This window comes from Lentzea sp. NPDC054927 (genome assembly GCF_053610285.1).
Genome location: NZ_JBSGXZ010000057.1, coordinates 1 through 24,685, shown reverse-complemented (window position 1 = coordinate 24,685; position 24,685 = coordinate 1). Strand labels below are relative to the sequence as shown.

General features: G+C 68.7%; 26 protein-coding genes. 21 read left to right on the top strand and 5 right to left on the bottom strand.

The genetic code is table 11. The annotated features are described in order from the left end of the window. Window positions 1–14 precede the first annotated feature (14 nt). From ACWGE0_RS41710 to hpt, 3 genes are read left to right on the top strand one after another with little or no spacing between them, the layout of a single operon-like run. Entirely contained in the window at window positions 15–1,058 is a 1,044-nt protein-coding gene (locus ACWGE0_RS41710) for a zinc-dependent metalloprotease (protein ID WP_452266407.1), read from the top strand. Further along, a complete protein-coding gene (tilS, locus tag ACWGE0_RS41705) occupies window positions 1,055–1,966 on the top strand; it encodes a tRNA lysidine(34) synthetase TilS (protein ID WP_452266406.1) in 912 nt (303 codons plus the stop codon). Before ACWGE0_RS41710 ends, tilS begins: the two co-directional genes overlap by 4 nt. A gap of 17 nt (window positions 1,967–1,983) precedes the next feature. Continuing rightward, window positions 1,984–2,532 (top strand): hypoxanthine phosphoribosyltransferase, encoded by a 549-nt coding sequence (hpt, locus tag ACWGE0_RS41700; RefSeq protein ID WP_030477529.1) that lies wholly within the window; start codon window positions 1,984–1,986, stop codon window positions 2,530–2,532. A 143-nt stretch (window positions 2,533–2,675) separates the two neighbouring features. Here the strand turns inward: hpt and ACWGE0_RS41695 are convergent, their stop codons facing one another. Beyond that, a complete protein-coding gene (locus tag ACWGE0_RS41695) occupies window positions 2,676–4,373 on the bottom strand; it encodes a substrate-binding domain-containing protein (protein ID WP_452266405.1) in 1,698 nt (565 codons plus the stop codon). A 327-nt stretch (window positions 4,374–4,700) separates the two neighbouring features. Between ACWGE0_RS41695 and ftsH the strand changes: the two genes are divergently transcribed. Genes ftsH through ACWGE0_RS41660 form a run of 7 tightly spaced genes read left to right on the top strand, consistent with a single transcriptional unit; the run spans window position 4,701 to window position 11,308 of the window. Then, entirely contained in the window at window positions 4,701–6,896 is a 2,196-nt protein-coding gene (ftsH, locus tag ACWGE0_RS41690; protein ID WP_452266404.1) for an ATP-dependent zinc metalloprotease FtsH, read from the top strand. Then, the gene (gene folE, locus ACWGE0_RS41685) at window positions 6,893–7,537 is read left to right on the top strand and encodes a GTP cyclohydrolase I FolE (RefSeq protein ID WP_452266403.1); all 645 of its coding nucleotides are present in this window, start codon (window positions 6,893–6,895) and stop codon (window positions 7,535–7,537) included. Before ftsH ends, folE begins: the two co-directional genes overlap by 4 nt. A gap of 41 nt (window positions 7,538–7,578) precedes the next feature. Continuing rightward, on the top strand, window positions 7,579–8,364 hold the full coding sequence (gene folP / locus ACWGE0_RS41680; RefSeq protein WP_452266429.1) for a dihydropteroate synthase: 786 nt from the start codon (window positions 7,579–7,581) through the stop codon (window positions 8,362–8,364). Then, on the top strand, window positions 8,357–8,749 hold the full coding sequence (gene folB, locus ACWGE0_RS41675) for a dihydroneopterin aldolase (RefSeq protein WP_452266402.1): 393 nt from the start codon (window positions 8,357–8,359) through the stop codon (window positions 8,747–8,749). The genes folP and folB overlap by 8 nt, the downstream gene beginning before the upstream one ends. Continuing rightward, a complete protein-coding gene (gene folK, locus ACWGE0_RS41670; protein ID WP_452266401.1) occupies window positions 8,746–9,243 on the top strand; it encodes a 2-amino-4-hydroxy-6-hydroxymethyldihydropteridine diphosphokinase in 498 nt (165 codons plus the stop codon). Before folB ends, folK begins: the two co-directional genes overlap by 4 nt. Next, the gene (locus ACWGE0_RS41665; RefSeq protein ID WP_452266400.1) at window positions 9,240–9,692 is read left to right on the top strand and encodes a DUF3180 domain-containing protein; all 453 of its coding nucleotides are present in this window, start codon (window positions 9,240–9,242) and stop codon (window positions 9,690–9,692) included. The genes folK and ACWGE0_RS41665 overlap by 4 nt, the downstream gene beginning before the upstream one ends. 50 nt (window positions 9,693–9,742) lie before the next feature. Further along, a complete protein-coding gene (locus ACWGE0_RS41660) occupies window positions 9,743–11,308 on the top strand; it encodes a DUF6779 domain-containing protein (RefSeq protein WP_452266399.1) in 1,566 nt (521 codons plus the stop codon). A gap of 21 nt (window positions 11,309–11,329) precedes the next feature. On the opposite strand, the gene ACWGE0_RS41655 is transcribed toward ACWGE0_RS41660, so the two are convergent. The 3 genes from ACWGE0_RS41655 to ACWGE0_RS41645 are packed head-to-tail and all read right to left on the bottom strand — an operon-like array spanning window position 11,330 to window position 13,782. Then, window positions 11,330–12,415, bottom strand: coding sequence for an NADH-quinone oxidoreductase subunit D (locus ACWGE0_RS41655; RefSeq protein ID WP_452266398.1), 1,086 nt, complete (start codon window positions 12,413–12,415; stop codon window positions 11,330–11,332). Between the two features lie 12 nt (window positions 12,416–12,427). Beyond that, a complete protein-coding gene (locus ACWGE0_RS41650) occupies window positions 12,428–12,850 on the bottom strand; it encodes a DUF1203 domain-containing protein (RefSeq protein WP_452266397.1) in 423 nt (140 codons plus the stop codon). A 17-nt stretch (window positions 12,851–12,867) separates the two neighbouring features. Further along, on the bottom strand, window positions 12,868–13,782 hold the full coding sequence (locus ACWGE0_RS41645; RefSeq protein ID WP_452266396.1) for an SAM-dependent methyltransferase: 915 nt from the start codon (window positions 13,780–13,782) through the stop codon (window positions 12,868–12,870). 30 nt (window positions 13,783–13,812) lie between these two features. Between ACWGE0_RS41645 and ACWGE0_RS41640 the strand changes: the two genes are divergently transcribed. The 5 genes from ACWGE0_RS41640 (at window position 13,813) to ACWGE0_RS41620 (ending at window position 18,127) form a co-directional block, all read left to right on the top strand. After that, window positions 13,813–14,958 carry a PrsW family intramembrane metalloprotease gene (locus ACWGE0_RS41640; protein ID WP_452266395.1) on the top strand — a complete coding sequence of 382 codons (1,146 nt, stop codon included), beginning with the start codon at window positions 13,813–13,815 and terminating at the stop codon, window positions 14,956–14,958. A 103-nt stretch (window positions 14,959–15,061) separates the two neighbouring features. Continuing rightward, entirely contained in the window at window positions 15,062–15,952 is an 891-nt protein-coding gene (locus ACWGE0_RS41635; protein WP_452266394.1) for a Rossmann-like and DUF2520 domain-containing protein, read from the top strand. A gap of 1 nt (window position 15,953) precedes the next feature. After that, window positions 15,954–16,844 carry a pantoate--beta-alanine ligase gene (gene panC / locus ACWGE0_RS41630; RefSeq protein ID WP_452266393.1) on the top strand — a complete coding sequence of 297 codons (891 nt, stop codon included), beginning with the start codon at window positions 15,954–15,956 and terminating at the stop codon, window positions 16,842–16,844. A gap of 9 nt (window positions 16,845–16,853) precedes the next feature. Continuing rightward, complete coding sequence (gene panD / locus ACWGE0_RS41625) at window positions 16,854–17,324, top strand: aspartate 1-decarboxylase (RefSeq protein ID WP_452266392.1); 471 nt, start codon at window positions 16,854–16,856, stop codon at window positions 17,322–17,324. A gap of 11 nt (window positions 17,325–17,335) precedes the next feature. Beyond that, a complete protein-coding gene (locus tag ACWGE0_RS41620; protein WP_452266391.1) occupies window positions 17,336–18,127 on the top strand; it encodes a type III pantothenate kinase in 792 nt (263 codons plus the stop codon). Here the strand turns inward: ACWGE0_RS41620 and ACWGE0_RS41615 are convergent. Further along, window positions 18,124–18,879 (bottom strand): class I SAM-dependent methyltransferase, encoded by a 756-nt coding sequence (locus ACWGE0_RS41615; RefSeq protein ID WP_452266390.1) that lies wholly within the window; start codon window positions 18,877–18,879, stop codon window positions 18,124–18,126. The genes ACWGE0_RS41620 and ACWGE0_RS41615 overlap by 4 nt on opposite strands. 109 nt (window positions 18,880–18,988) lie before the next feature. On the opposite strand from ACWGE0_RS41615, the gene ACWGE0_RS41610 reads away from it, so the two are divergent. From ACWGE0_RS41610 to ACWGE0_RS41585, 6 genes are all read left to right on the top strand, one after another. Continuing rightward, window positions 18,989–19,354 (top strand): inorganic diphosphatase, encoded by a 366-nt coding sequence (locus tag ACWGE0_RS41610; RefSeq protein ID WP_452266389.1) that lies wholly within the window; start codon window positions 18,989–18,991, stop codon window positions 19,352–19,354. An 85-nt stretch (window positions 19,355–19,439) separates the two neighbouring features. Continuing rightward, window positions 19,440–20,894, top strand: coding sequence for a lysine--tRNA ligase (gene lysS / locus ACWGE0_RS41605; protein WP_452266428.1), 1,455 nt, complete (start codon window positions 19,440–19,442; stop codon window positions 20,892–20,894). A 114-nt stretch (window positions 20,895–21,008) separates the two neighbouring features. Further along, on the top strand, window positions 21,009–21,356 hold the full coding sequence (locus ACWGE0_RS41600; protein ID WP_394614301.1) for a histone-like nucleoid-structuring protein Lsr2: 348 nt from the start codon (window positions 21,009–21,011) through the stop codon (window positions 21,354–21,356). Window positions 21,357–21,628: 272 nt separating this feature from the next. Further along, window positions 21,629–22,621, top strand: coding sequence for a FecCD family ABC transporter permease (locus tag ACWGE0_RS41595; protein WP_452266388.1), 993 nt, complete (start codon window positions 21,629–21,631; stop codon window positions 22,619–22,621). Between the two features lie 20 nt (window positions 22,622–22,641). Further along, entirely contained in the window at window positions 22,642–23,691 is a 1,050-nt protein-coding gene (locus ACWGE0_RS41590) for a FecCD family ABC transporter permease (RefSeq protein WP_452266387.1), read from the top strand. After that, window positions 23,688–24,515, top strand: coding sequence for an ABC transporter ATP-binding protein (locus ACWGE0_RS41585; protein ID WP_452266386.1), 828 nt, complete (start codon window positions 23,688–23,690; stop codon window positions 24,513–24,515). The genes ACWGE0_RS41590 and ACWGE0_RS41585 overlap by 4 nt, the downstream gene beginning before the upstream one ends. Window positions 24,516–24,685 lie beyond the last annotated feature (170 nt).

Here is a 24,685-nt window from a genome sequence, read left to right as displayed (position 1 = left end):
GTAGCGTCGGAAGCGTGAACGGCGTTTCGGAGGCAGAGCTCGGGCCGGTGGACTGGGAGCTGGCGGTTTCGACCGCCACGCGGCTCGTACGACCAGGCCCGGTGATCGGGAAGGACGAGGCCGACCACGTCGTCGGCAGACTTCGCGAGCTCGCGCCGCAGTCGGAGGTGCACGTCCGTGAGCTGACAGGTCTCGGTCAGGGGCTGCCGCTGCTGCCGGGTGAGGTCGTCGACCGCCCGGCGTGGGTCGCGGCCGCCGCCCAGGGCCTGGCCGCGCTGACCGCACCCGCCATGCCGCGCCAGACCGGTGCGATGGCGAGCATTCTCGCGAGCACGGCCGGAGTGCAGGCCGGCGTCGTGATGGCGTTCCTGTCCTCGCGGGTGCTCGGCCAGTACGACCCGTTCAGCCCGAACGAGCAGCTCGCCGGGCGCCTGCTGCTGGTCGCACCGAACATCGTTGGCGCGCAACAGGCTCTGGACGTTCCCGCGGACGACTTCCGGATGTGGGTGTGCCTGCACGAGTGCACGCACCGCCTGCAGTTCACCGGCGTGCCGTGGCTGCGCCAGTACTTCTCCGACCAGGTCACCACGCTTCTCTCCACAATGGACGAGGAACGCGCACCGCTGCCGGAGGTCATCCGCGACTTCCGGCACAAGCTGCGCGCCGGCGACGGTCCGATCGGGCTGATCGAGCTCATCCAGTCGCCGCAGCAGAAAGCCGTGCTGGACCGGCTGATCGCACTGTCCACTTTGCTCGAGGGCCACGCGGACCACGTGATGGACGCCGTCGGCCCGGCCGTCGTGCCGTCCGTGTCGACGATCCGCACCCGCTTCAGCGCGCGCCGCAAGGGCGGCGGCCTGCTCGACCGGATCCTGCGCACGGCACTCGGCGTGGAGGCGAAGGTGCGTCAGTACGAAGAAGGCGCGCGCTTCACCGAGTACGTCGTCGAGCGGGTCGGCATGGACGGCTTCAACGCGATCTGGACGTCCGCCGACACCCTGCCGACCCGCGCGGAGATCACCGAACCGATGACCTGGCTGCGTCGCGTGTCGCCGTGAACGGACCGGTCGCCGAGATTCGGACGGCGGTCCGCAGGTTCCTGGACTCGGTGTCGCCTGACGCGGTGACCGTCGCGGTCTCCGGCGGCGCCGACTCGCTCGCGCTGGCCTGCTGCGTGAGCCAGTTGCGGCCCGGCGCGTCCGCGGTGGTCGTCGACCACCAGCTCCAGCCCGGTTCGGCCGACGTGGCCCTGCGCGCGGCCCGGCAGTGCGCGGAGTTCGGTCTGGTGTCGCGGGTGGAGACCGTGGAGGTCTCCGGGGGTGGCGGCCCAGAGGCGGCGGCCCGCAAGGCCCGGTACGCGGCGCTGAGGCCTGCTTCCGGCGTGGTGCTGCTCGGCCACACGCTCGACGACCAGGCGGAGACCGTGCTGCTCGGCCTGGGCCGCGGCTCCGGCCCGCGCTCGATCGCCGGCATGCGCCTCTACGACCCGCCGTGGGGCCGCCCGCTGCTCGGCGTGTCGCGCGCCACCACCCGTGCTTTCTGCGCCGAGCAAGGCATCGACGTGTGGGAGGACCCGCACAACTCGGACCCGTCGTTCACGCGCGTGCGGCTGCGTTCGGAGGTTCTGCCGTTGCTGGAGGAAGTGCTGCAGGGCGGCGTCTCGTCGTCGTTGGCGCGCACGGCGTCCCAGCTGCGCGAGGACTGTGACGCACTCGACTCCCTGGCCGCCGCGTTCGCCGGCGACTGCTGTGCCGTCGACGACATCAGCGAGTTGCCCGTCGCACTGCGACGCAGAGTGGTCAGGTCGTGGCTCATCGATGAAGGCGTGCCGGAACTGTCCGATTCGCATCTGCGCCGCGTTGACGCACTTGTGAGTGAATGGCGCGGTCAGGGCGGTGTCTGGCTACCTGGCGGCTTTGTCGTGCGGCGCGCGCATGGCAGGCTCGTTGTGGAACCACAGTCTTAAGCAGAGGGGACCTGTCTGTGTACGACGGCGACATCGCATCCGTGCTCATCACCGAGCAGGAGATCAGCGACAAGGTCACCGAACTCGCCAAGCAGGTCGCGGCTGATCACCCAGAAGGTGACTCCGACCTCGTGCTCATCACCGTCCTCAAGGGCGCCGTGATGTTCATGGCCGATCTCGCTCGCGCGCTGCCCGTCCCGGTGCAGCTCGAGTTCATGGCCGTTTCGTCCTACGGCTCCTCCACGTCCTCATCGGGCGTGGTGCGGATCCTGAAGGACCTGGACCGCGACATCGCCGACCGCAACGTCGTGATCGTCGAGGACATCATCGACTCGGGGCTGACCCTGTCGTGGCTGCTGAAGAACCTGCAGTCGCGCAAGCCCCGGTCGCTGCAGGTGTGCACGCTGCTGCGCAAGCCCGACGCGGTGAAGGTCGAGGTGCCGGTGAAGTACGTCGGGTTCGACATTCCCAACGAGTTCGTCGTCGGGTACGGGCTGGACTATGCGGAGCGGTACCGGGATCTGCCGTACATCGGCACGTTGGACCCCAAGGTCTACTCGAGCTGAGCTCATCCCGAACGTGAGAACGGGGGCGCTGCCAATTCGCTGGCAGCGCCCCCGTTTCGCGTTCGGGCCGCTCCGTGTGCGGCGCCAACAACAACGCCGGGCCTCCCCGAAGGGAAGCCCGGCGTTGAGCGGTCAAAAGCGACTCAGCAGTTCGGACGGCACCGCCGCTGCGACACCGCGTCCAGCAGCACCGCGCGGATGTCCTCCGGGTTCGGCGCCTGGTACGCCTTGCCGCCGGTAGCAGCGGAAATCGACCGCAGCGCCTCCATGTCGACCTCGTCCCCGAGCCCGACCATGATGATCGGCACCGGCCTGGCGGGGTCGGCCTCGCGCTTCAGCGTCTCGATCAGCGCGCTGGTGTCGATCGACGAGATGTCGTCGTTGCGCCCGTCGGTCATGAGCACCACGGAGTTGACCTTCGACGGGTCGTAGCCCGACAGCACGTGCCGGAAGGCCGCCAGCGTCGTGTCGTTCAACGCCGTGCCACCACCGACCAGGCCTGGTAGCTGCGAAGCGCCGGCTTCGAGGCGCTTGCGGCGCGTCACGCCCGCCAACGGCTCGCCGAGAGGCCCTATCGGGACGAGCTCGATCCAGTCGTTCGGCGGCTTCTTGTCCGTCGAGAACGCCCACAGACCGATCGCTGTGGTGTCCGGCAGCATCGACAGGGCGGTCATGGACGCCTGCGTGGCGGCCTCGACACGGGTTTTGCCGTTGCCGGACTTCTCGATCATCGAGCCGGAGACGTCGATGACAGTCAGCATGCGCATGTCGAGGCTGATGGCGCCCCACGTGCGCAGCAGTTCGGACACCTGGTCGGCGTTCGGGGTCTCGATCAGCTTCACGTCGCCGGCCTGCACGCCCTCGACGTCGGTCGACCACTTCGCGGGCGCGGCGCCCTGCACGGTGCGGAAGCCGGCCTCGCCGAAGCGCTTGACGGTGTCCGCCGAGCGCAGGGTCCGCTCGAACTCGGCCGCCGCCTCGCCGATGCCTTCCGGCTCGTTCGGGCGGGAGACCCGGACCAGCGGGTAGTCGAACGAGAGCGTGCCCTCCTTGGGCGGGGCGCCCAGGACGGCGTTGTCCTTCACCGAGCGGTTGTTCGCGACGACGGACTGCTCGGTCGCGGCGAACAGCGGGGCCTTCTCCGCGTCCGTGGTGACCTTGCCGTACGAGTCGCGGACCGACGGCACGGCGCTGCGGCCCACGCGCAGCAGGGTGCCGACCAGTTCAGGCTTGGGCGTTCCGTCCGGGTTGCCGAGCAAGGTGCGGATCACGAACAGCGCGGCGAGACCCTCGGAGGTCATCGTCGGGTCGCTCATCGAGATCTGGACCTTCGGGTCGACGACCTTGGACCAGGAGACGGGCGAGACCGGGAAGCCGATCTTGGACATCGCGGACTCGGAGCCCGCCATGACCAGCGGGCTGGTCGCCAGCGAGGGCTTGATGTCGAGCTTCGGGGCCTCCGGGCCGGTTTCCGCGGCCTGGCGCTGGGCTTCCGCGGCCCACATCGAGGAGTCGGGGATCCAGAGGGAGTGGGGGTTGATCTGCGCGGTGGGGAGCTCGTTCGCCACGTCGGCCGCGTTGCGCGACTCGACCTGGACCTGAACGCACCGGCCGTTCACGACCGGTTGTGACCGCTGGTAGTCCTGGGCCGCCGCGTTCACCACGTCCAACGCGGCGGGGGTGACAGCGACCTTCAACGGAAGTGCGCCGGAGCAGTCGGCGCCGCTGGTGACACGAAGTGCCACGACTGTGACGCCTGCTGCCGCGACCACGCCGAGGAGGGCGCCCACGGGGAGGGCGACCCGCCGGAACAAGCCGGGGGACGTGTGACGTGCTGACATACAGTTACTTACCTTCGGTCACGTGTTCACTCTTTCGAGTGGCGGGGGAACACTCGGGGGAATGCATGAGGATAGATGTGACCCCCAAACGTAATGAGATGGCGTGACCTGCGTCACTCGTCTGGACGGCCGTATTTGTTCCGGATGAACCAAACTGCGTGAACATGCGTGGTGGGAGTCACCCGCGGGAACCGCGAGGCGCCCCCACCCGTTGGTTGCTCAGTACCCGACTGGCGAGCGGTAGGCTGGTCGGACGCGGTATGTGGGTCTTCCACTGCCCGACGCGCAAGTCAGGGAGGGTCGAGGCCGCCCGCCGGCCGTAAGTGCATGGACCGCAAGCGCCTGCTTCGCAACCCGCTGCTGTGGATCGCTGCGGTGTTGCTGCTCTACTTCGTCTTCACCGTGCTCTTTGACGACTCACGGGGTTATCACCAGGTCAAGACCTCCCAGGCCCTGCAACAGGTGCGGGACGGCAAGGTCAAGGAAGCCACGATCGAGGACAAGGAGCAGCGTCTCCGACTCACCCTCACCGACGGCACGACCTTCGAGGGCAGCAACCGCCTGATCACGCAGTTCCCGGCCAGCTCGACGGACGAGATCTTCACCGTCCTCGACCAGGCCGGCAACAAGCCGACCGTCGAGACCAAGGTCAGCCAGGAGTCCATCCTGATGCAGATCTTGATCTACCTCGTGCCGCTCGGCCTGTTGTTGCTGCTGCTCATGTGGATGATGAACAACGCTCAGGGCGGCGGCAACCGCGTCCTGAACTTCGGCAAGTCCAAGGCAAAGCAGCTGTCCAAGGACATGCCCAAGACGACGTTCGCCGACGTCGCCGGTGCCGAGGAAGCCGTCGAGGAGCTCGAGGAGATCAAGGACTTCCTCCAGAACCCCGGCCGCTACCAGGCGCTCGGCGCCAAGATCCCGAAGGGCGTGCTCCTGTACGGCCCGCCGGGAACCGGTAAGACGCTGCTCGCCCGAGCCGTCGCCGGCGAGGCGGGCGTGCCGTTCTACTCGATCTCCGGTTCGGACTTCGTCGAGATGTTCGTCGGTGTCGGTGCCTCGCGTGTGCGTGACCTGTTCGAACAGGCCAAGCAGAACGCGCCGTGCATCATCTTCGTCGACGAGATCGACGCCGTCGGTCGTCACCGCGGTGCCGGCCTCGGCGGCGGTCACGACGAGCGCGAGCAGACGCTGAACCAGCTGCTCGTCGAGATGGACGGCTTCGACTCGCGCGGCGGGATCATCCTGATCGCCGCGACGAACCGTCCCGACATCCTCGACCCCGCGCTGCTGCGTCCCGGCCGCTTCGACCGGCAGATCCCGGTGTCCGCACCGGACCTGAAGGGCCGCAAGCAGATCCTCCGGGTGCACTCGAAGGGCAAGCCGCTGGCCGCGGACGCGGACCTCGACGGCCTCGCGAAGCGCACCGTCGGGTTCTCCGGCGCCGACCTCGCGAACGTCATCAACGAGGCCGCGCTGCTCACCGCGCGTCACAACGGCCACGTCATCGACGGCGCCGCGCTCGAGGAGTCGGTGGACCGCGTGATCGGCGGTCCGGCCCGCAAGAGCCGGATCATCTCCGAGAAGGAGAAGAAGATCACCGCGTACCACGAGGCAGGGCACGCCCTGGCCGCGTGGGCCATGCCGGACATCGACCCGGTCTACAAGGTCACGATCCTCGCCCGCGGCCGCACGGGTGGTCACACCCTCTCGGTGCCGGAAGAGGACAAGGACCTGATGACCAGGTCCGAGATGATCGCGCGACTGGTGTTCGCACTGGGTGGCCGTTCCGCCGAGGAGCTCGTCTTCCACGAGCCCACGACCGGTGCGTCCAACGACATCGAGCAGGCGACCAAGATCGCCCGCGCGATGGTCACCGAGTACGGCATGAGCGCGAAGCTCGGTGCGGTCAAGTACGGGCAGGAGCAGGGTGAGCCGTTCCTCGGCCGCTCGGCGGGACGTCAGGCGGACTACTCGCTCGAGGTCGCGCACGAGATCGACGAGGAGGTGCGCAAGCTCATCGAGGCGGCGCACACCGAGGCGTACGAGGTGCTCGTCACCTACCGCGACGTCCTCGACGACCTCACGCTCGAGCTGATCGAGAAGGAGACCCTGCACCAGAAGGAACTGGAGCGGATCTTCGCGCGGGTCGAGAAGCGGCCGCGGATCACCCAGTTCAACGAGTTCGGTGACCGCACGCCGTCCGACATCCCGCCGATCAAGACTCCTGGCGAGCTCGCCAAGGAACGCGGCGAGCCGTGGCCCCCGGTCGTCGAGGACACCCTCGACGACGCTCCCGAGGAGTCGCAGCAGGCGGAGCCCGCTGCTGCGGAGCCGACCGAGGAGCTGCCCTCGCCGAACGGTTCCAACGGCGTGCACCAGCCCGGCCAGCCGGCCAACCAGTCGGGTCCGCCGAACTACGGCGCCCCGCCCGGATGGACCCCGGCGACCGTGCCCGGCGGCAAGCCGCACAACGTCTGGGAGCCGAAGAAGCCGCAGCCTGACCAGGACGAGCGGCAGTGACCGAGCCCAACCAGCTCGACGTGGACGCCGGCCTCACCCGCAACGGGGAGGCCGGCGTCTCCGCGCGGCGGGTCTTCGACCAGGCACGCGCGGAGGCGGCGGTCCGCGAGCTGCTGATCGCGTGCGGTGAGGATCCGGAGCGCGAAGGCCTCCGCGAGACACCCGCACGAGTGGCGCGTGCTTACCGGGAGTTGTTCGCGGGCCTCTACACGGACGCGGACAGCGTGCTGGCGAAGACGTTCGACGAGAGCCACGAGGAACTCGTCCTCCTCACGGACATCCCGATGTTCAGCTTCTGCGAGCACCACCTGCTGCCGTTCCACGGTGTCGCGCACGTCGGGTACATCCCGAACGAGGCCGGCCGCGTGACGGGGCTGTCGAAGCTCGCCAGGCTCGTCGACCTCTACTCGAAGCGTCCACAGGTGCAGGAACGACTGACCTCGCAGGTCGCGGACGCGTTGGTGCGCAGGCTCGAACCGCGTGGCGTGATCGTCGTCGTCGAGGCCGAGCACCTGTGCATGGGCATGCGCGGTGTGCGCAAGCCCGGTTCGCGCACGACGACTTCCGCGGTGCGCGGGCTGCTGCGCACCTCCGCCTCGTCGCGGGCGGAGGCCATCGAACTCATCAGGGGCCGTCGGTGACCGGTTCCGCTGGTTTGCCCAAGCCCGGCCGGTGCGTCGTGATGGGTGTGCTGAACGTGACGCCCGATTCGTTCTCCGACGGCGGCCGGTACCTCGACCGGCAGGACGCCGTCGCGCACGGCGTGGAGATGCACCGGCGCGGCGCCGACCTGATCGACGTGGGCGGCGAGTCCACGCGTCCCGGTGCCGAGCGGGTCGACCCCGCCGAGGAGATCGCCCGGATCGTGCCGGTGATCCGCGAGCTGGTCGCCGCGGGTGTGCCGGTCAGCGTCGACACCATGCGCGCCACCGTGGCCTCTGCCGCGCTGGAGGCGGGCGCCTCGATCGTGAACGACGTGTCCGGCGGTCTGGCGGATCCCGGGATGGCGGCCGTGGTGGCTGCCGCCGGCGTGCCGTACGTGCTGATGCACTGGCGGGGCCACAGCACCGAGATGGACTCTCTCGCGCAGTACGACGACGTCGTGTCGGACGTGCGCAGTGAGCTGCTGGAACGCGTCGAGACGGCGATGGCCGCGGGTGTCGCGGAGTCGTCCATCGTGCTCGACCCCGGGCTGGGCTTCGCGAAGCTCGGCGACCACAACTGGGAGCTGTTGCAGCGCCTGGACGAGCTGGTCGAGCTGGGCTTCCCGGTGCTGGTGGGCGCGTCGCGCAAACGCTTCCTCGGCACGCTGCTGGGCAACCGTCCACCGGACGGCAGGGAGGACGCGACCGCGGCGGTGTCTGCTCTGGCTGCGTTCAACGGAGCGTGGGGAGTGCGGGTGCACGACGTCGACCGGACTTTGGACGCGGTCGCCGTCGCCGGTGCGTGGAGGCGGGGACATGGCTGATCGGATCGCGTTGACGGGCCTGCGGGTGCGCGGCAACCACGGCGTTTTCGAGCACGAGAAGCGCGACGGCCAGGAGTTCGTCGTCGACGTCACGCTCTGGCTGGACCTGAGTTCGGCGTCGCGGACGGACGACCTCAAGGAGACCTACCACTACGGCGAGCTCGCCGAGATGGCCGCCGCGATCATCGGCGGCGAACCGTGCGACCTCATCGAGACGGTGGCCGGGCGCATCGCCGACGCGGCCATGACCGACACCCGGCTGCACGCGGTCGAGGTGACGGTGCACAAGCCGTCCGCGCCGATCCCGCTGACGTTCGACGACGTCTCGGTGACGATCCGCCGGTCGCGCCGGCTCGCCGCACCGCTGCCCAAGGAACCTCGTTGACCCGCGCTGTCCTCTCGATCGGCTCGAACCTCGGCGACCGGTTCGCCTTCCTGCGGTCCGTCGTGGACGGGTTGCGTCCGCACGTCGTCGCGGTGTCGCCCGTGTACGAAACGGCCGCCTGGGGCGTCGAGGACCAGCCGGACTTCCTCAACGCCGTCGTGATCGTCTCGGCGGACGACGTCGACGAGTGGGGCTGGCTGCGGCGCGGTCAGGAGTTGGAGAACGCCGCCGGACGCGTGCGGGAGAAGCGCTGGGGACCGCGCACGTTGGACGTGGACGTGGTTTCGGTCGACAGGGTGACCTCGGACCACCCCGAGTTGCTTCTGCCGCATCCTGGGGCGTTTGAGCGCGCAACAGTTCTCATCCCGTGGCTCGACGTCGAGCCGGACGCCGTGCTCGCGGGCCACGGACCTGTTTCCGCGCTGCCGTTCTCACCCGAAGGTGTGCGGCGGCGCGACGATCTCGTGCTGAATTCAGGTTGGATGGACTCGTGAGGTTCACCCGTCCCCGTGATCTGGCGGCTGTCGCGATCGTCGGCGGTCTGCTGGCTCATCTGCTGCTGCGACTCTCGTACGACACGTTGCCGCCGTTGCCTCTGCTCGCCGGATCGACGCTTTTGGTGATCGCGGTCGTGGAGGTTGTGCTCGCGTTCTCGTTGCGGGCCCGGATCCAGCGCCGTCCGGGAGCGCGTCCGGTGCAGCCGCTCACCGCGGCCAGGGCGGTGGCGCTGGCGAAGGCTTCCTCGGTTTTGGGCGCGCTGATGTTCGGCGCCTGGGCGGGGTTGCTGATCTTCACGATCCCGGTGCGCGACTCGTTCCCCGCGGCCTCGAACGACCTGGTGGCGGCCGTGATCGGGATGATCTCCGCGGTGGTTCTGACGGCCGCCGCGCTGTGGCTGGAGCACTGCTGCAAGACGCCCACGGAGAGTTCCGGGAACGAATAGATACCCGGCCGTAGGTCTCAGTCGCATAACTGCGCGGTACCGTAGTGCGCATGACCGGGCGAGGCGCGTCGATCGACGACGAGCAGGAAGATCACGGTCGTGGCTCCGGGCGGTTGCTCTTAGTAGCGGCATTGGCGCTCGCCCTGGTGGCCGCGGCGGTGCTCGTTGCGAGCGACAGCGCCCGCATGCTGCGCCTGGCCGTGGTGGCCGCGCTGTGGGCGGCGCTGGTGGGCGCTTTCCTCGCCGCCAGGTACCGCAAACAGGTCACTGAGCGCGACGACGAGGTGGCCGACCTCCAGTCCGTCTACGAACTGGAACTCGAGCGCGAAGTGGCCGCCCGCCGCGAGTACGAGCTCGAGATCGAGTCCGAGACCCGCAAGCGCATCGAGGCGGAATCGCGCGCGGACATCGACTCCCTGCGCGCGGACCTCAAATCGTTGAGGGACAACCTCGAAGCCCTGCTGGGTGGTGACGTGCTGGTCGAACGGGTGGCCCTGCGCGCGGAGTCCACCCGCCTGCGCTCCCTGGGTTCCGAGGCCGCCGCCCGCCTCGCCGCGTTGCCGGACAACCGCGTCATCAACGCCAAGCCGGCGATCACGTCGTCGATCTCGTCGATCTCGTCGATCTCGTCGATGTCGTCGTCGATGGAGAAGCCGTCCGAGCGCACCGAACTGATCGAGCGCGTCGCCCACGACGCGAAGGTGCAGCCGCCGCGCCGTGAGCAGGCCCGGCCGGAGCCCACGCGTCCGGAGCCGACCAGGAACTCGCCCCGTCCCCAGCCGGCCGTCGTGCGCCGCGAGCCGGTGAAGGCAGCGAAGCAGGAACCGGTCCGCCCGCAGCCCCGTCCCGCGGCCGCCAGCGTGTCCGCCCGGCTCGGCGTGTCCCCGCCGCAGGTCGCCCAGCCGCACACCGTCAAGGCCCAGCCGGTGCAGCCGCAGCCCGTGCAGGCACAGGTGCACCGGACCGAGCGAGTGCCGCGCCCCCAGCCGCCGTCCCAGCCCAAGCCGCCGGCCCGCACCGAGGCGTTGTCGCGCCCGCAGGAGCCGCCGAAGGCACCCGCCGCCATCGCCAAGGCCGTGGAGACCCGCAAGCCGGAACCACGTCCGCGCGTCGCCGACCGCACCGAGATGATCAACCCGGCCGTCCTGGAATCACGCGCGCAGCCGTCGAACACCGGCCGCCGCCGTGCCGACGACCGCCCGACTCCGGCTCCGGTGCAGGACAGCGGCTCCTGGGAGACCCTGAAGCCGGGCGCCGGTGAACCTGCGCCGAGTTCGTCGGCCACCTCGACCTCCCGCGGCCGCCGCCGGGCGGACGACGCACCCGAGGACTCACTGGTGTCGCTGCCGCCCTCGGGCCGCCGCGCCGCCGAGCAGTCGTCGGCCCGCCTGCCGGTGGTGCCGACCGGTCGCCGAACCGCGGCGGACGAGCCGCCGGTCTCCGGCCGCCGGATAGCAGAGGACTCGTCCACGCGCCTGCCCGCGGTCTCGACCGGCCGCCGTGCAGCGCCGGAAGACCCTTCTGGTGCCCACGCGGACGGCAAGTCCGTGAGCGAGCTGCTGGCGTCTCTCGGCGGGGGCGACGCACCGCGCCGCCGTCGCCGCCGCGACGACTAGCTGGCGGGGCGGCGGGTCCGCCTACTTGTCGATGTCGCCGACGATGACGGCGAACGAGCTCAGCACGGCGGGCAGGTCGTCCACCTTCGTGCCGGGCAGCAGCGCGGACAGCGCCTGAACGTTGTTGAACGACGGCGTGCGCAGCTTCAACCGCCACGGTGTCTTCTCGCCGCGTGACGACAGGTGCACGCCCGAGGTGCCCAGCGGCGCCTCGACCCGCGTGTAGACCGAACCCTCTGGCGCCTTGATGGCCTTGGGCAGCCGGACGTTCACCGGTCCGGACGGCAGCTGTTCCAAACACTGCCGCGCCAACGCCTTGGACAGCCCCACTTCGTCCACCAGGCACCGCACCCGCGCCGCGGCGTCGCCCTCGGTCCGCACCACAGGCGTGAAGTCCAGCTTCTGGTAGGCGGGCAACGGGTCGTCGCGCCGCAGATCGAAGTCCACCCCGCTGGCCCGCCCGATCGGCCCGGTGACGCCGTACTGCAGCGCGTCGTCGTGCCGGAGAACCCCGAGCCCCTCGAGCTTCCCGAAGTCGATCTCGAGTTGCGCGGGGTCCACAGTGGACAGGAAGCCGGCGACCCTCGTGGCCCAGCCGGCGGGGACGTCTTCGCGCAGCCCGCCGATCCGGTTGAACATGAAGTGGATGCGCCCGCCGGAGGCCTCTTCCATCAGCGCCTGCACACCCTCGCGGTGTACGGCGGCGTTGGGGCACAACGGAGTCAGGAAGACCATGTGCGCCATCAGCCGGTTGAGCTCGCACAGCAACGCACGCAACCACTGCGCACGGGCCGGCACGTCCATGCCCGTCATGCGTTCAACGGCCAGTGCGACCGCCAACTCGTTGCAGAACGCGGAAAGCCAGTCGTGCCGGTTGGCGAGCGTCAGGACTTGCCGGTAGTCGCGAACCTCGAAGAGCTTCTCGGCGCCGCGGTGCAGATGTCCGACGAGCGGCTCGGCGGCGGTGATCATCAGGTCCGGCGTGACGGTGAGGCGCAGGCGGTAGGCGCCGTGGGCCGACGGGTGGAGTGGGCCCAGGTCGATCACGCGGTCGACGCCCAGGTAGCGGGCGCCTGCGCCGACGCCGACGGTGATCTGCTCGCTCACCGGAGCATGGTTTCACGCCCTCGTGACGCCGAAGAAGAAGCACCCGTGCGACAAGCTGCGGACCTGGACCGACTCGATCGCAGGGTCGTTGAACAGTCCTTCGATCACCCGGTCGAAGGATCCCGGCTCGACCACCTCGCCGTCGTGGATCTGGCCGGCGGCGTTGTAAGAGCGAAGGATCCGGGGATTGTTCAACAATTCGGCGGGGAGGCGGTCAAGCGAAGGCGAGTCGGGGCAGTCCACGTGCGTGAAGATCGGCCCGACCTCGGCGTAGGGGCCCTTGCCGTTCGAAGGCGAGTAGCGGAACAGCCACACCGGCTCGTCCGGTAGCGACTTCCGCAGGCAGCACCGCAACGGCACGTCGGGCTCGGAGGCGCGGTACTCGCGGCCGGCGTCGGACAGAGCAGCGGCTGGCAGGACGTTGTGGATTCGCATACCGAGAACGATCGTCGTCAGGCCTGCGAAAAGCTGGCGGGAATCGGACGCCAGGGCGGCAGCGCGGGCAGCAGGTCCGCTACCGCCACCCCGTTCCCGTGCAGCAGCCAGCCGAACGCCCCCAGCCCGGCAGGATCCCGCAGCTCAGCGATCCGCCCGGCGCGTGCGGCCGACTCCAGCCACTCCCACCCGGAACCGGATACGGACCCGGTCAGCCCCAGCGCGGCCAGCGCATCCCGCTGCGACACCAGAACCCGGTCCCCGCCGGCCGCCGCGGCGCAGGCGTCCAGGGCGACGTGCGCGGTGATGTCACAGGACCCGTCGAACACCGGCGGCACCTGACGCCCGTCCCGATACCCGGTCAGGGTGAACCGCCGCGACGACACCAAGTGCCCGTAGTCGATCGCCAGAGCCGCCCCGCGAACCGAGGAAACCGCAGCGGCCCAGGCAGCATCCCGGGACGCCCCCACCTCGGCCTGCTCCCCGTCACCCAAAGACGGCCACCACCGGGTGATCCACGGATCCGCGGAAGGTCCGGTCACCACCGGGCAGGGGATCGAGTCGAGCCACTCGTGCCCGACCAGCAACCCGACGCAGGACGGCACCGACGTGGTCCACCGGACCCCGGGCAGCGACACGGGAGGGCCGAGCTCGACCGCCGTCACCCGCAACCGCTCGGCCAGCGACCCGCGAGCCTGCGAACGAACCGCGAAGGCCAGCTCACCGCCCCCGGCGCCGACGTCCACGAAGTCCACGACCGGGGGAAATCCCAGCGCGGCGTCCACGCGTTCGAGCAGCACGACGAGCGCCGAGGCCAGCTCCGGGCCGACCAGCGGCGAGGTCCGGAAGTGCGATGACGGCTTCTCGCCGCGCGCGAAGAAGCCTCCAGGGCCGTACAGAGCGGCGTGCCAAGCGGCTTCCCAGTCGAACACCGGACAAGTGTGCATCTAAGGTCATTTCCCGTGACCGACGCCGACCTCACGCCGACGCCGACGAAGAAGCGCATCGAGCAACGCCGCTGGACCGTCCTGTTCCCGGTCGTGGCGCTGATCGCGCTCGCCGCGGCGGGGCTGGTGCTGTTCGCACTGGGCACGTCGAGCATCGGCATCGAGCCGTTGCTGGTGGGTGCCGCCGCCGCGTTGATTCCCGTCGCGTTCGTGGTGACCGCGTTCCTGTGGATCGACCGGTGGGAGCCGGAACCGGCGAAGATGCTGCTCTTCGCGTTCGTGTGGGGCTCCTGCGGCGCCACGATCAGTTCGCTCGCGTTCAACCAGACCAGCCGGGTGCTCGGCGATCTGCTCTACAACGACGGCACGACGTTCACGGCGGTGATCGGGGCGCCGATCGTCGAGGAGGCCACCAAGGCGGCGTTCCTCATCGCGGTGTTCGTGCGGCGCAGGCACGAGTTCGACGGCGTGGTGGACGGCATGGTCTACGCGGGCATCACGGCCGCGGGCTTCGCGTTCACCGAGAACATCTGGTACTTCGGCCGGGTCTTCCTGCAGGACGGGCTCGGTGGCATGGGTGGCGGCGTGATCGCGTTGTTCGTGCTGCGCGGGGTGCTGTCGCCGTTCGCGCACCCGTTGTTCACGGCCATGACCGGCATCGGGGTCGGCATCGCGGCCACCACCAGCAACGCGACGACTCGGATCGTCTCGCCGATCCTCGGGTACCTCACCGCGGTGGGTCTGCACTCGCTGTGGAACTTCTCGACCACGGTCGGCACCGGCTCGGACTTCATCAACCTGTACTTCCTGATCATGGTGCCGGTGTTCGCCGGCGCGGTCGCGATCGTCGTCTGGCAGCGGCGCAGGGAGCAGCGGATCGTCGCGGGACAACTCGCCGCGATGGCGCAGAACAGGTGGATCGCCAACAGCGAGGTGGCCCTGCTGGCCAGCCTCAACGGCCGCAAGAACTGGCTCAGGGCGGTCAAGCGGAAGTCCGGTGACGCGGCGGTCAAGTCCGTGCGGACCTACCAGATTGCGGTCACCGAACTCGCCTTCCTGCGGCACCGCATCGAACAGGGAACGGCGGGCCAGAGCGCCGAGCACCGGCACGGCGTGCTGCTCGACACCCTGCACGCCGCCAGGGCCGCCGCTCGCCGGTGAGTCCGGTCACCGACCAGGTACAAGCCAAGAAGAGCGGGATTACCCTCGGCGACGTCGTCTGGTACCCGCACTAGGGACTGGAACGTCTGAAGGAGTTAGTCGCATGGACGCGACCCCACGTCCGGCCAGGCTCGCCGTCGGTGTCATCTCGGCAGGCAGGGTCGGTTCGGTGCTCGGCGCCGCGCTGGCCAGGACGGGCCACGTGGTGGTCGGCGTGACCGCCGTCTCCCAGGCGTCCCGCAACCGCGCGGAAGAGCTGTTGCCCGGCGTCCCGATCGAAGACCCCACCGAGGTCGCCCAACGCGCTGACCTGGTGCTGCTGGCCGTGCCGGACGACGAGCTCCCCGGCCTGGTGAGGGGCCTCATCGCCACCGATTCGCTGCGGGCGGGCCAGATCATCGTGCACACGAGTGGCGCGCAGGGCGTCGAAGTCCTCGAACCTGCGGCTCAGCTCGGTGCGCTCACGCTCGCGCTGCACCCCGTCATGACGTTCACCGGCCGCGCGGAGGACCTGCTGCGGATGAGCGCCGCGTGCGTCGGGGTGACGGCCGCGGACGGCGACGAGGTGGCCTGGAGCGTCGGCGAGGCGCTGGTGGTGGAGATGGACGCCGAACCGGTCCGAGTTCCCGAGGCCGTCCGCCCGCTCTATCACGCGGCACTGGCCCACGGCGCGAACCACCTGATCACGCTGGTCCGCGACGCCGCCGACCTGCTCACCAACGCCGGTGTCGCCAACGCCGAGCGGTTGCTCGGCCCGTTGCTCTCCGCCGCGCTCGACAACTCGCTGCGCCACGGTGACCGCGCCCTCACCGGTCCGGTCGCCCGCGGCGACACGGGTACCTTGCGCAAGCATCTCGACGTGCTCGCCGAGCAGGCACCTGACACCCTGCCCAGCTATCGCGTGCTCGCCCGCCGCACCGCCGAGCGGGCCGAACGCTCCGGGCTGCTCAAGCCCGACACGGCCAACGACGTTCGCACCACTCTCGAGGACTGACGTGACCAAGCCACTCACCAAGGACGACTACCGCCCGGACGACGTCACGGTGCACCGCGACCCCGTCCGCCTGAACCGGGTGATCAGGGCGCTGCGCAACGCCGGTCGCAACGTCGCGCTGGTGCCCACGATGGGCGCTCTGCACGCGGGCCACCGGCAGCTGATCCGCGAAGCCCAGGTCATGCAGAACACGGTGGTCGTCGTGTCGATCTTCGTGAACCCGTTGCAGTTCGGGCCGAACGAGGATCTCGCGAAGTACCCGCGTCAGTTCGAGTCCGATGTGGACATCTGCCGCGATGAGCGCGTGGGCATCGTCTTCGCGCCGTCCGTCGAGGACATGTACCCCGCCGGCGCGCAGGTCACGGTCAACCCCGGCCCGCTGGGCGACGAGCTGGAGGGCGCCTCCCGCCCCGGTCACTTCGGCGGCGTGCTCACGGTCGTGTCGAAGCTGTTCAACATCGTGCAGCCCACGTATGCGGTGTTCGGGCAGAAGGACTACCAACAGCTGCAGCTCATTCACAAGATGGCGCGCGACCTGAACTTCCCGCTCGACGTCGTCGGCGTGCCGACCGTCCGCGAGCACGACGGTCTGGCGCTGTCGTCGCGCAACGCCTACCTGAGCGCGGAGCAGCGTCACCAGGCCATCACGTTGTCGGCCGCGCTCACGGCCGGCGCGCACGTCTCGTCGCAGGGTGCCGACGCGGTGCTCAAGGCCGCGCACGACGTGCTGGCCCAGACGCCCGAGATCGAGCTGGACTACCTGGAGCTGCGCGGGGTCGACCTCGGTCCCGCGCCGGAGAACGGCGACGCCCGGCTGCTCGTGGCCGCCCGCGTCGGTTCCACCCGCCTGATCGACAACATCGCGGTGTTGCTCGGTGAAGGCGACGAGTAGGGGGATGACATGTTCCGCACGATGCTGAAGTCCAAGATCCACCGCGCCACCGTGACGCAGGCCGACCTGCACTACGTCGGTTCGGTGACGGTGGACGAGGACCTGATGGAGGCCGCCGACCTGCTGGCCGGCGAGCAGGTCGCCATCGTCGACGTCACCAACGGCGCGCGCCTGGAGACCTACGTCATCCCCGGCGAGCGCGGCACCGGCGTGCTGGGCATCAACGGCGCGGCGGCGCACCTCGTGCACCCCGGCGACATCGTGATCCTGATCGCGTACGGGCAGATGGACGACGCCGAGTCGCGCACCTACCGGCCCCGCGTCGTGTTCGTGGACGCCGACAACAAGGTCGTCGACCTCGGCGCGGATCCCGCGCACGCCCCGGAGGGGTCCGGTCTGGTGAACGGCTCCACGAGCGCACCTTCTTCTGAGACCGTTGAAGCGACAGCGCTGGACGCGTTGATCCAGGCCGAGAACTAAGGAAACGCAACGTGCTGCTCGCCATCGACGTCGGCAACACCAACATCGTGCTCGGTCTGTACGACGGGGTCGGCGACTCGGCCCCGCTCGTGCGCGACTGGCGGATGCGCACCGACGCCAGGATGACCGCCGACGAGCTCGCGCTGACCATGCGCGGCCTGCTCGGCGAGTACGCCGACAAGATCACCGGCATCTCCGCGCTGTCCACCGTGCCCGCGGTGCTGCGCGAGCTGCGGGTGATGCTCGGCCGCTACTACGACGCCGTGCCGAAGATCCTGGTCGAGCCGGGCATCAAGACCGGCGTGCCGCTGCTCGTGGACAACCCGAAGGAGGTGGGCTCGGACCGCGTGATCAACACGCTGGCCGCGCACCACCTCTACTCGACCTCGTGCGTCGTGGTCGACTTCGGCACGTCGACGAACCTCGACGTGATCTCGTCGCGCGGCGAGTTCCTCGGTGGCGCGCTGGCACCCGGCATCGAGATCTCCGTCGACGCGCTGGCCGCCCGTGCCGCCCAGCTGCGCAAGGTCGAGCTGGTCCGGCCGCGCAACGTGATCGGCAAGAACACCGTGGAGTGCCTGCAGTCCGGCATCGTCTACGGGTTCGTCGGCCAGGTGGACGGTCTCGCGCGCAGGATCACGGAAGAGCTCCAGCAGACCGATCCCGGCCCCGTGACGGTGATTGCCACGGGCGGCCTCGCTCCACTGGTCGTGTCGGAGTCCTCGACGATCGCGCACCACGTGCCCGACCTGACCCTGCTGGGGTTGCGGCTCGTGTTCGAGCGCAACATGGCGACGCGTTAGTCGCTCACCCGAACCATTCGGTAGACCTCCGAGCGCAGAGAGACGTCGAACGGCCCGTTCGACGTCTCCGGGCGGCTGCGGAGGAACGCGAGCATCTTGTCGTTGATCGCGGCCCGCTCCTGTTCGTCGATGACGAGCATGCGCGAGTAGGTGTTGGTCGTGTCGACGAGCGCTTCCGGCGAGTCCCTGCGCAGTGCGTGCGGGAACGTGCCGCGCTCCGCCCGCGTGAACGACGGGTGCGCCATGAAGTCCACCGGGTCGTGCCGCTGCGACTCGACGCTGCTCGACGACACCTGCTCGAACTCGGCGTACCACTCGACGTCGGGGTCGGGCTCGATCCACAAGGCCGCCAGCACGCCGCCGGGCCGCAGCACGCGGGCGATCTCCGGCAGCGCCTTCTCCTGGTCGAACCAGTGGAAAGCCGTGCCGACGAACACGGCGTCGACCGTGTGGTCAGGAACCGGGATGTGTTCGGCGTGACCCGGCAGCGCACGCACGTCGTGAACGCGCCGCACCAACTCGGACAACATCTGCTCGTTGGGCTCCACGGCTGTCACGCGGTGCCCCTCCGCGACCAGGCCCGCGGTCAGCTTGCCAGTGCCGGCGGCGAGGTCGAGCACGTCTAACCGCTCGCTCGTGCCCAGAGGCTCCAGCGCCCACCGGATCGCCGCCACGGGATAGTCAGGCCGGTGTTCGGCGTAGGCCTCGGCCTGCGCGCCGAACGAGTCCGCTCGCCTCGCGTGTAGATCCATCCGTCCAACTTAGTTCGTCGCCCGTTGTCTTGTCCCAAATGGTCTGCTAGGGCCCCACGTGTGTCCGAGCCGTTGCCCACCTGGTCACGCGCACAGGAAAACTGATCACATGGCACATCCCGGCTCGGCGAGGTTCTTCGCCGCACTCGACCAGCTCGTCGCCGAGGGCGAGATCGTGATCGACCGGCCGAAGGGCAAGCCCCACCCGCGCATCCCCGAGGTGATCTACCCGCTCGACTACGGCTACCTGGCGGGTACGACCAGCGGCGACGGTGACGGCATCGACGTGTTCGTCGGATCGGCGCCGGAAGCGGGGGTCGCGGGTGTCCTGCTGACGGCGGACGTGGTGAAGCGCGACGCCGAGATGAAGGTGCTGGTCGACTGCACCACGGCCGAGATCGTCATCGCTCGCGACTTCCTCGGCGAGCTCGGCATCGGTGGCCACCTCGTGAAACGGGTATCCGGTTCGCTTTGACTCCACGGGCTTCCGTACCCTTCTCTGCGTGAGTGAGCAGCCGAAGCAAAACCTCGTGACCAGCGAAGAAGACCTGCCCGAGCAGATGCGCGTGCGCCGGGAGAAGCGTGCGCGGCTGCTCGCTTCCGGTAAGGAGCCGTATCCCGTCGAAGTCGCGCGTACGCACACGTTGCGCGAGATTCGTGAAGCGCATCCCGAACTCGAACCCGACACGCAGACCGGGCAGATCGTCGGCATCACCGGCCGGGTGATGTTCATGCGCAACACCGGAAAGCTGTGCTTCGCGACGTTGCGCGAAGGCGACGGCACCGAACTGCAGGCGATGCTGAGCCTCGCCGGTGTCGGTGAAGAAGCACTTTCCGAGTGGAAGACCGATGTGGATCTCGGTGACCACGTTTTCCTGCACGGCGAGGTCATCAGCTCGCGCCGCGGTGAACTTTCCGTGATGGCGGACGCATGGCAGCTGACGTCGAAGTCGCTGCGCCCGTTGCCGGTCGCGCACAAGGAACTCGGCGAGGAAACCCGTATTCGTCAGCGATACGTCGACCTGATCCTGCGGCCGATGGCGCGGGACACTGTTCGGACCCGTGCGAACGTCGTTCGTTCTCTGCGCGACTCGTTCCACCGGCGTGGATTCCTCGAAGTCGAGACGCCGATGTTGCAGACGCTGCAGGGTGGTGCGTCCGCGCGTCCGTTCATCACGCACTCGAACGCGCTCGACATCGATCTGTACCTCCGCATCGCGCCGGAGCTGTACTTGAAGCGCTGCGTGGTCGGTGGGATCGAGAAGGTCTTCGAGATCAACCGCAACTTCCGCAACGAGGGCGTCGACTCGTCGCATTCGCCCGAGTTTTCGATGCTGGAGTACTACGAGGCGTACGCGACGTACGACTCGAACGCCGTACTCACGCGAGAGCTGATCCAGGAAGCCGCTGAAGCGGTGACCGGTTCACAGATCGTCACGTTGGCGGACGGCAGCGAGTACGACCTGTCGGGTGAATGGACGACGCTGAGCATCTACGAGTCGTTGTCCGAAGCTGTTGGTGAGGAAATCACCCCCGAGACGCCTGCCGAGGCGCTGCGCAAGCTTTGCGACCGGCACGAACTCGAGGTGAACCCGAAGTTCGGGCACGGCAAGCTGGTCGAGGAGCTGTGGGAGCACCTGGTGTGCGACTCGCTGTACGCCCCGACGTTCGTGCGCGACTACCCGATCGAGACGTCGCCGCTCACCAGGCAGCACCGCAGCAAGCCGGGTGTCGCCGAAAAGTGGGATCTGTACGTCCGCGGATTCGAACTCGGAACCGGTTACTCCGAACTGGTGGATCCGGTGATCGAGCGGGAACGCCTGGAAGCACAGGCGCGTCTTGGCGCCGCCGGTGACGTCGAGGCGATGCCGATCGACGAAGACTTTCTGCGATCACTGGAGTACGGAATGCCACCGAGTGGTGGCGTCGGAATGGGTATCGATCGGCTGCTGATGGCCCTCACCGGTCTGGGTATCCGGGAGACCATCTTGTTCCCGCTCGTTCGCCCTGAATGAGTAACTTTCCGGATGTCGATAGGTGCAATGCGGCACCCGTGCGCTAACCTGCCTCGCAAGAGGCTTTAGTTGGCGACGCGGGTGACCGCGCATTCGGGGTCCTGGAGGATACGCATGGCGCAGAAGGTCACGGTGACCCTCGTCGACGATCTGGACGGTTCCACTGCGGAGGAGACCGTCGAGTTCGGGCTGGATGGTGTCAGCTACACGATCGACCTTTCCTCGGGCAATGCAGGCAAACTGCGGGACGCTCTTGCCGACTTCGTCGGTGGTGCTCGTCGCGCGGGTGGTCGCAAGCGCATTGGCCCTGGTCGCCCGGCGGGTGTGAAGGCGCGCCCCGCATCTGCGGATCGTGAGCAGAACCAGGCCATTCGCGAGTGGGCCCGCAAGCAGGGCATGAAGGTGTCGGACCGCGGCCGGATCCCGGCCGAGGTGCTCGACGCCTACCACCAGCAGGGCTGAAATTCGGTAAAACACGAAGGGGTTCCGGGAATCGTCCCGGAACCCCTTCGTGCTATTTGAGTGACTGATCAACTACTCACTGGGTGACGATGGTCGGTCCAAACGAGATTTGGTTGATCCAACAACGTGTTCGCCTAAATATTGCGTTCCGATCTTCTTGCCCCCCTTCTTCCTGTGCCGGTTGTGACCAGGACCGCGCGCCTGCGCGCCGGTGACCAGCGGTACTTCGGTTAGGCTTGCCTGTCTTCAGCTGCCGCTAGGAGGGGTGGGCCTTGGGTCGTAAGTCGCTGGGCCTGCTCTTCCTGCTGCTCGTGCTGGTCGCCGTGTGTCTGGCGAGCATCGCGATCGGCTCCAAGGAGATCCCGCTGTCCGGGGTCTGGCACGGTCTCTTCACGCCGACCGGTGTCGAGGACGACGTGGTGATCCGCGAGCTGCGGGTCCCGCGGACGTTGATCGGCATCGCCGTGGGCATCGCACTCGGTGTCGGTGGCGCGCTGATGCAGGGCCACACGCGCAATCCGCTGGCAGACCCCGGCATCCTCGGCGTCACGCACGGCGCCGCGCTGGCCGTGGTGCTGTCGATCTTCCTGCTCGGGGTCAACTCGCTGGTCGGCTACATCTGGTTCGCCTTCGCCGGCGCGATGATCGCGAGCGTCGTGGTGTTCCTGCTCGGGTCTGCCGGGCGAGGAGGGCCGTCGCCGGTGACGCTGGCGCTGGCCGGTGCCGCGGTCTCCGCGCTGATGAACGGCCTGGTGTCCGCGATCGTGCTGCTCGACCAGCAGTCGCTCGACGCGTTCCGGTTCTGGCAGGTCGGCGGCATCGCGGGCCGCGACATGACGGTGCTGACGCAGGTGTTGCCGTTCCTCCTCGTCGGCCTGGTGGTGGCGGCGTTCAACGCGCCGGGCCTCAACGCCATGTCGCTGGGCGAGGACGTGGCCAAGTCGCTGGGCGTCAACGTCAGCAGGACGCGGTCGCTGGGCATCTTCGCCATCACGCTGCTGGTGGGCGGGGCCGTGGCCGCGTGCGGGCCGATCGGGTTCCTCGGGCTCGTCGTGCCCCACATCGCCCGTGCGTTCACCGGGCCGGACTACCGCTGGATCCTGCCGTACTCGGCACTGCTCGGAGCGATCCTCATCCTGTTCGCCGACATCGTCGGCAGGGTGGTCGCCCGTCCGTCCGAAGTGGAGGTCGGCGTGATGCTGGCGCTGATCGGCGCACCGTTCTTCATCTATCTGGTGCGGCGCAAGAGGCTGGTGAAGATTTGACGGCGACCAGGTCCAGGCCCGTGGCGCCCGCTCTGCGGCTGGGCGCCACCTCGTTCAAGCTGCGTCGCCGGCCGCTGCTGGTGGTGGCGGCGGCACTGGTGGTGCTGGCGGCCCTGTTCGTCGTCGACATCATGATCGGCGACTTCCCGCTGACCGTGTCGCAGGTCGTCGACACGCTGTTCGGCGGCGGCACCCGGCGCGACCAGTTCGTGGTGATGGAACTGCGGATGCCGCGCGCGTTGACGGGCCTGCTCGTCGGCGGCGCGCTCGGTCTGTCCGGCGCGATCTTCCAGGCGATCGTGCGCAACCCGCTGGCCTCACCGGACATCCTGGGCGTGACCTGGGGAGCCGGCGCCGGCGCGGTCTCCGTGATCACCTTCTCCGGTTCGCTGGGCGTGGTGACCGGCAGCGCGGCGTCGATCGGGGTGCCGCTGGCCGGTCTGGCCGGCGGATTGTTCGCGGGCCTGCTGGTCTACGCGCTGGCGTGGCGGCAGGGCATCGAGGGCTTCCGGATGGTGCTGGTCGGCATCGGCATCACTGCCGTGGCCGGCAACTTCACGCACTACCTGCTGACCGTCGGCGACGTGCTGGACGCCGGGCGGGCGATGGTGTGGATCACCGGGTCCCTGAACGGGCGCGGCTGGGAGCACGTCGTGCCGGTGGCGTTGGCGCTGGGCGTGCTGGTTCCCGTGGCGTTGATCGGTGGTCATGTGCTGGGGGCGCTGCAGTTCGACGACCAGACTTCGCGCGGGCTCGGTGTGCGGGTGAACGTCGCGAGGTCGTTTCTGATTCTCGTGGCGATCGTGTTGGCCTCGGTGGCCACCGCTGCGGCTGGGCCGATCGCGTTCGTCGCGCTGGCCACGCCGCAGATCGCGTTGCGGTTGGCCGGGACTGCTCAGCCGCCGTTGTTCGGGTCTGTGGTGGTGGGTGGGGTGCTGGTGATGTTGTCGGATCTGGTGGCGCGGACTGTTTATCGCACTGAGTTGCCGGTGGGTGTGGTCACGGCGGTGCTCGGGGCGCCCTATCTGATGTTCCTGCTGGTTCGGAGCCGTCGGGAGGCGCGGGTATGAGCGCGGGTGTGAGCGCGGGTGTGAGTCCGGGCGTGCGGCTTGAGGCTTCGTCGTTGTGCGTCGGGTACGGGGATCGGCTGGTTGTCGACACGTTGGATCTGTCGATCCTTGCTGGGACCGTCACGGCGGTGATCGGGCCCAACGGGTGTGGGAAGTCGACCTTGTTGAAGGCGCTTGGGCGGTTGTTGCCTGTCCGGTCCGGTGCTGTGTTGCTGGACGGCAAGGCGATCGACCGGATGGCCACCCGGGATGTGGCTCGGGTGTTGGGGATGTTGCCGCAGGCTCCGTCGGCGCCTGAGGGGCTGACTGTGGCGGATCTGGTTGCTCGGGGGAGGCATCCGCATCAGGCCTGGTATCGGCAGTGGTCGTCGGATGATGCCGAGGCGGTTGAGGCTGCGTTGGCGATGACCGGGATTTCTGACCTGGCCGAGCGGACGGTGGATGAGCTGTCTGGGGGGCAGCGGCAGCGGGCTTGGATTTCCATGGCGTTGGCTCAGGGGACTGACCTGTTGTTGTTGGATGAGCCGACTACCTATTTGGACCTTGCTCACCAGATTGATGTGCTGGATCTGGTGCAGGAGCTGCATGTGTCCATGGGGCGGACGATCATCATGGTGTTGCACGACCTGAACCTGGCGGCTCGGTATGCGGACAACATCGTTGCTATGAGGGATGGGCGGATTGTGGCTCAGGGGGTGCCTGGGGAGGTGCTGACTGAGTCGATGTTGCTGGATGTGTTTGGGCTGGATGCTCGGGTTGTGGAGGATCCGGTTTCTGGGACGCCGCTGGTGGTGCCGGTGGGGTCTCGGCATCGGTTGCCTTAGGGCGCGAGTTTGAGGGTGGTCACCTTTCCTGGGGGCGCTGCCCCCAGACCCCCGCCAATCTGATCTGGGGGCCTCCGCCGTGCGTGGGTTGATGGCACGCCTGTTGCGTTGGGCGGAGTTGCGTTGCGTGGGTGGTGCGGTCCGGGCGGGTCCCCGTCACAAGTCGGGCC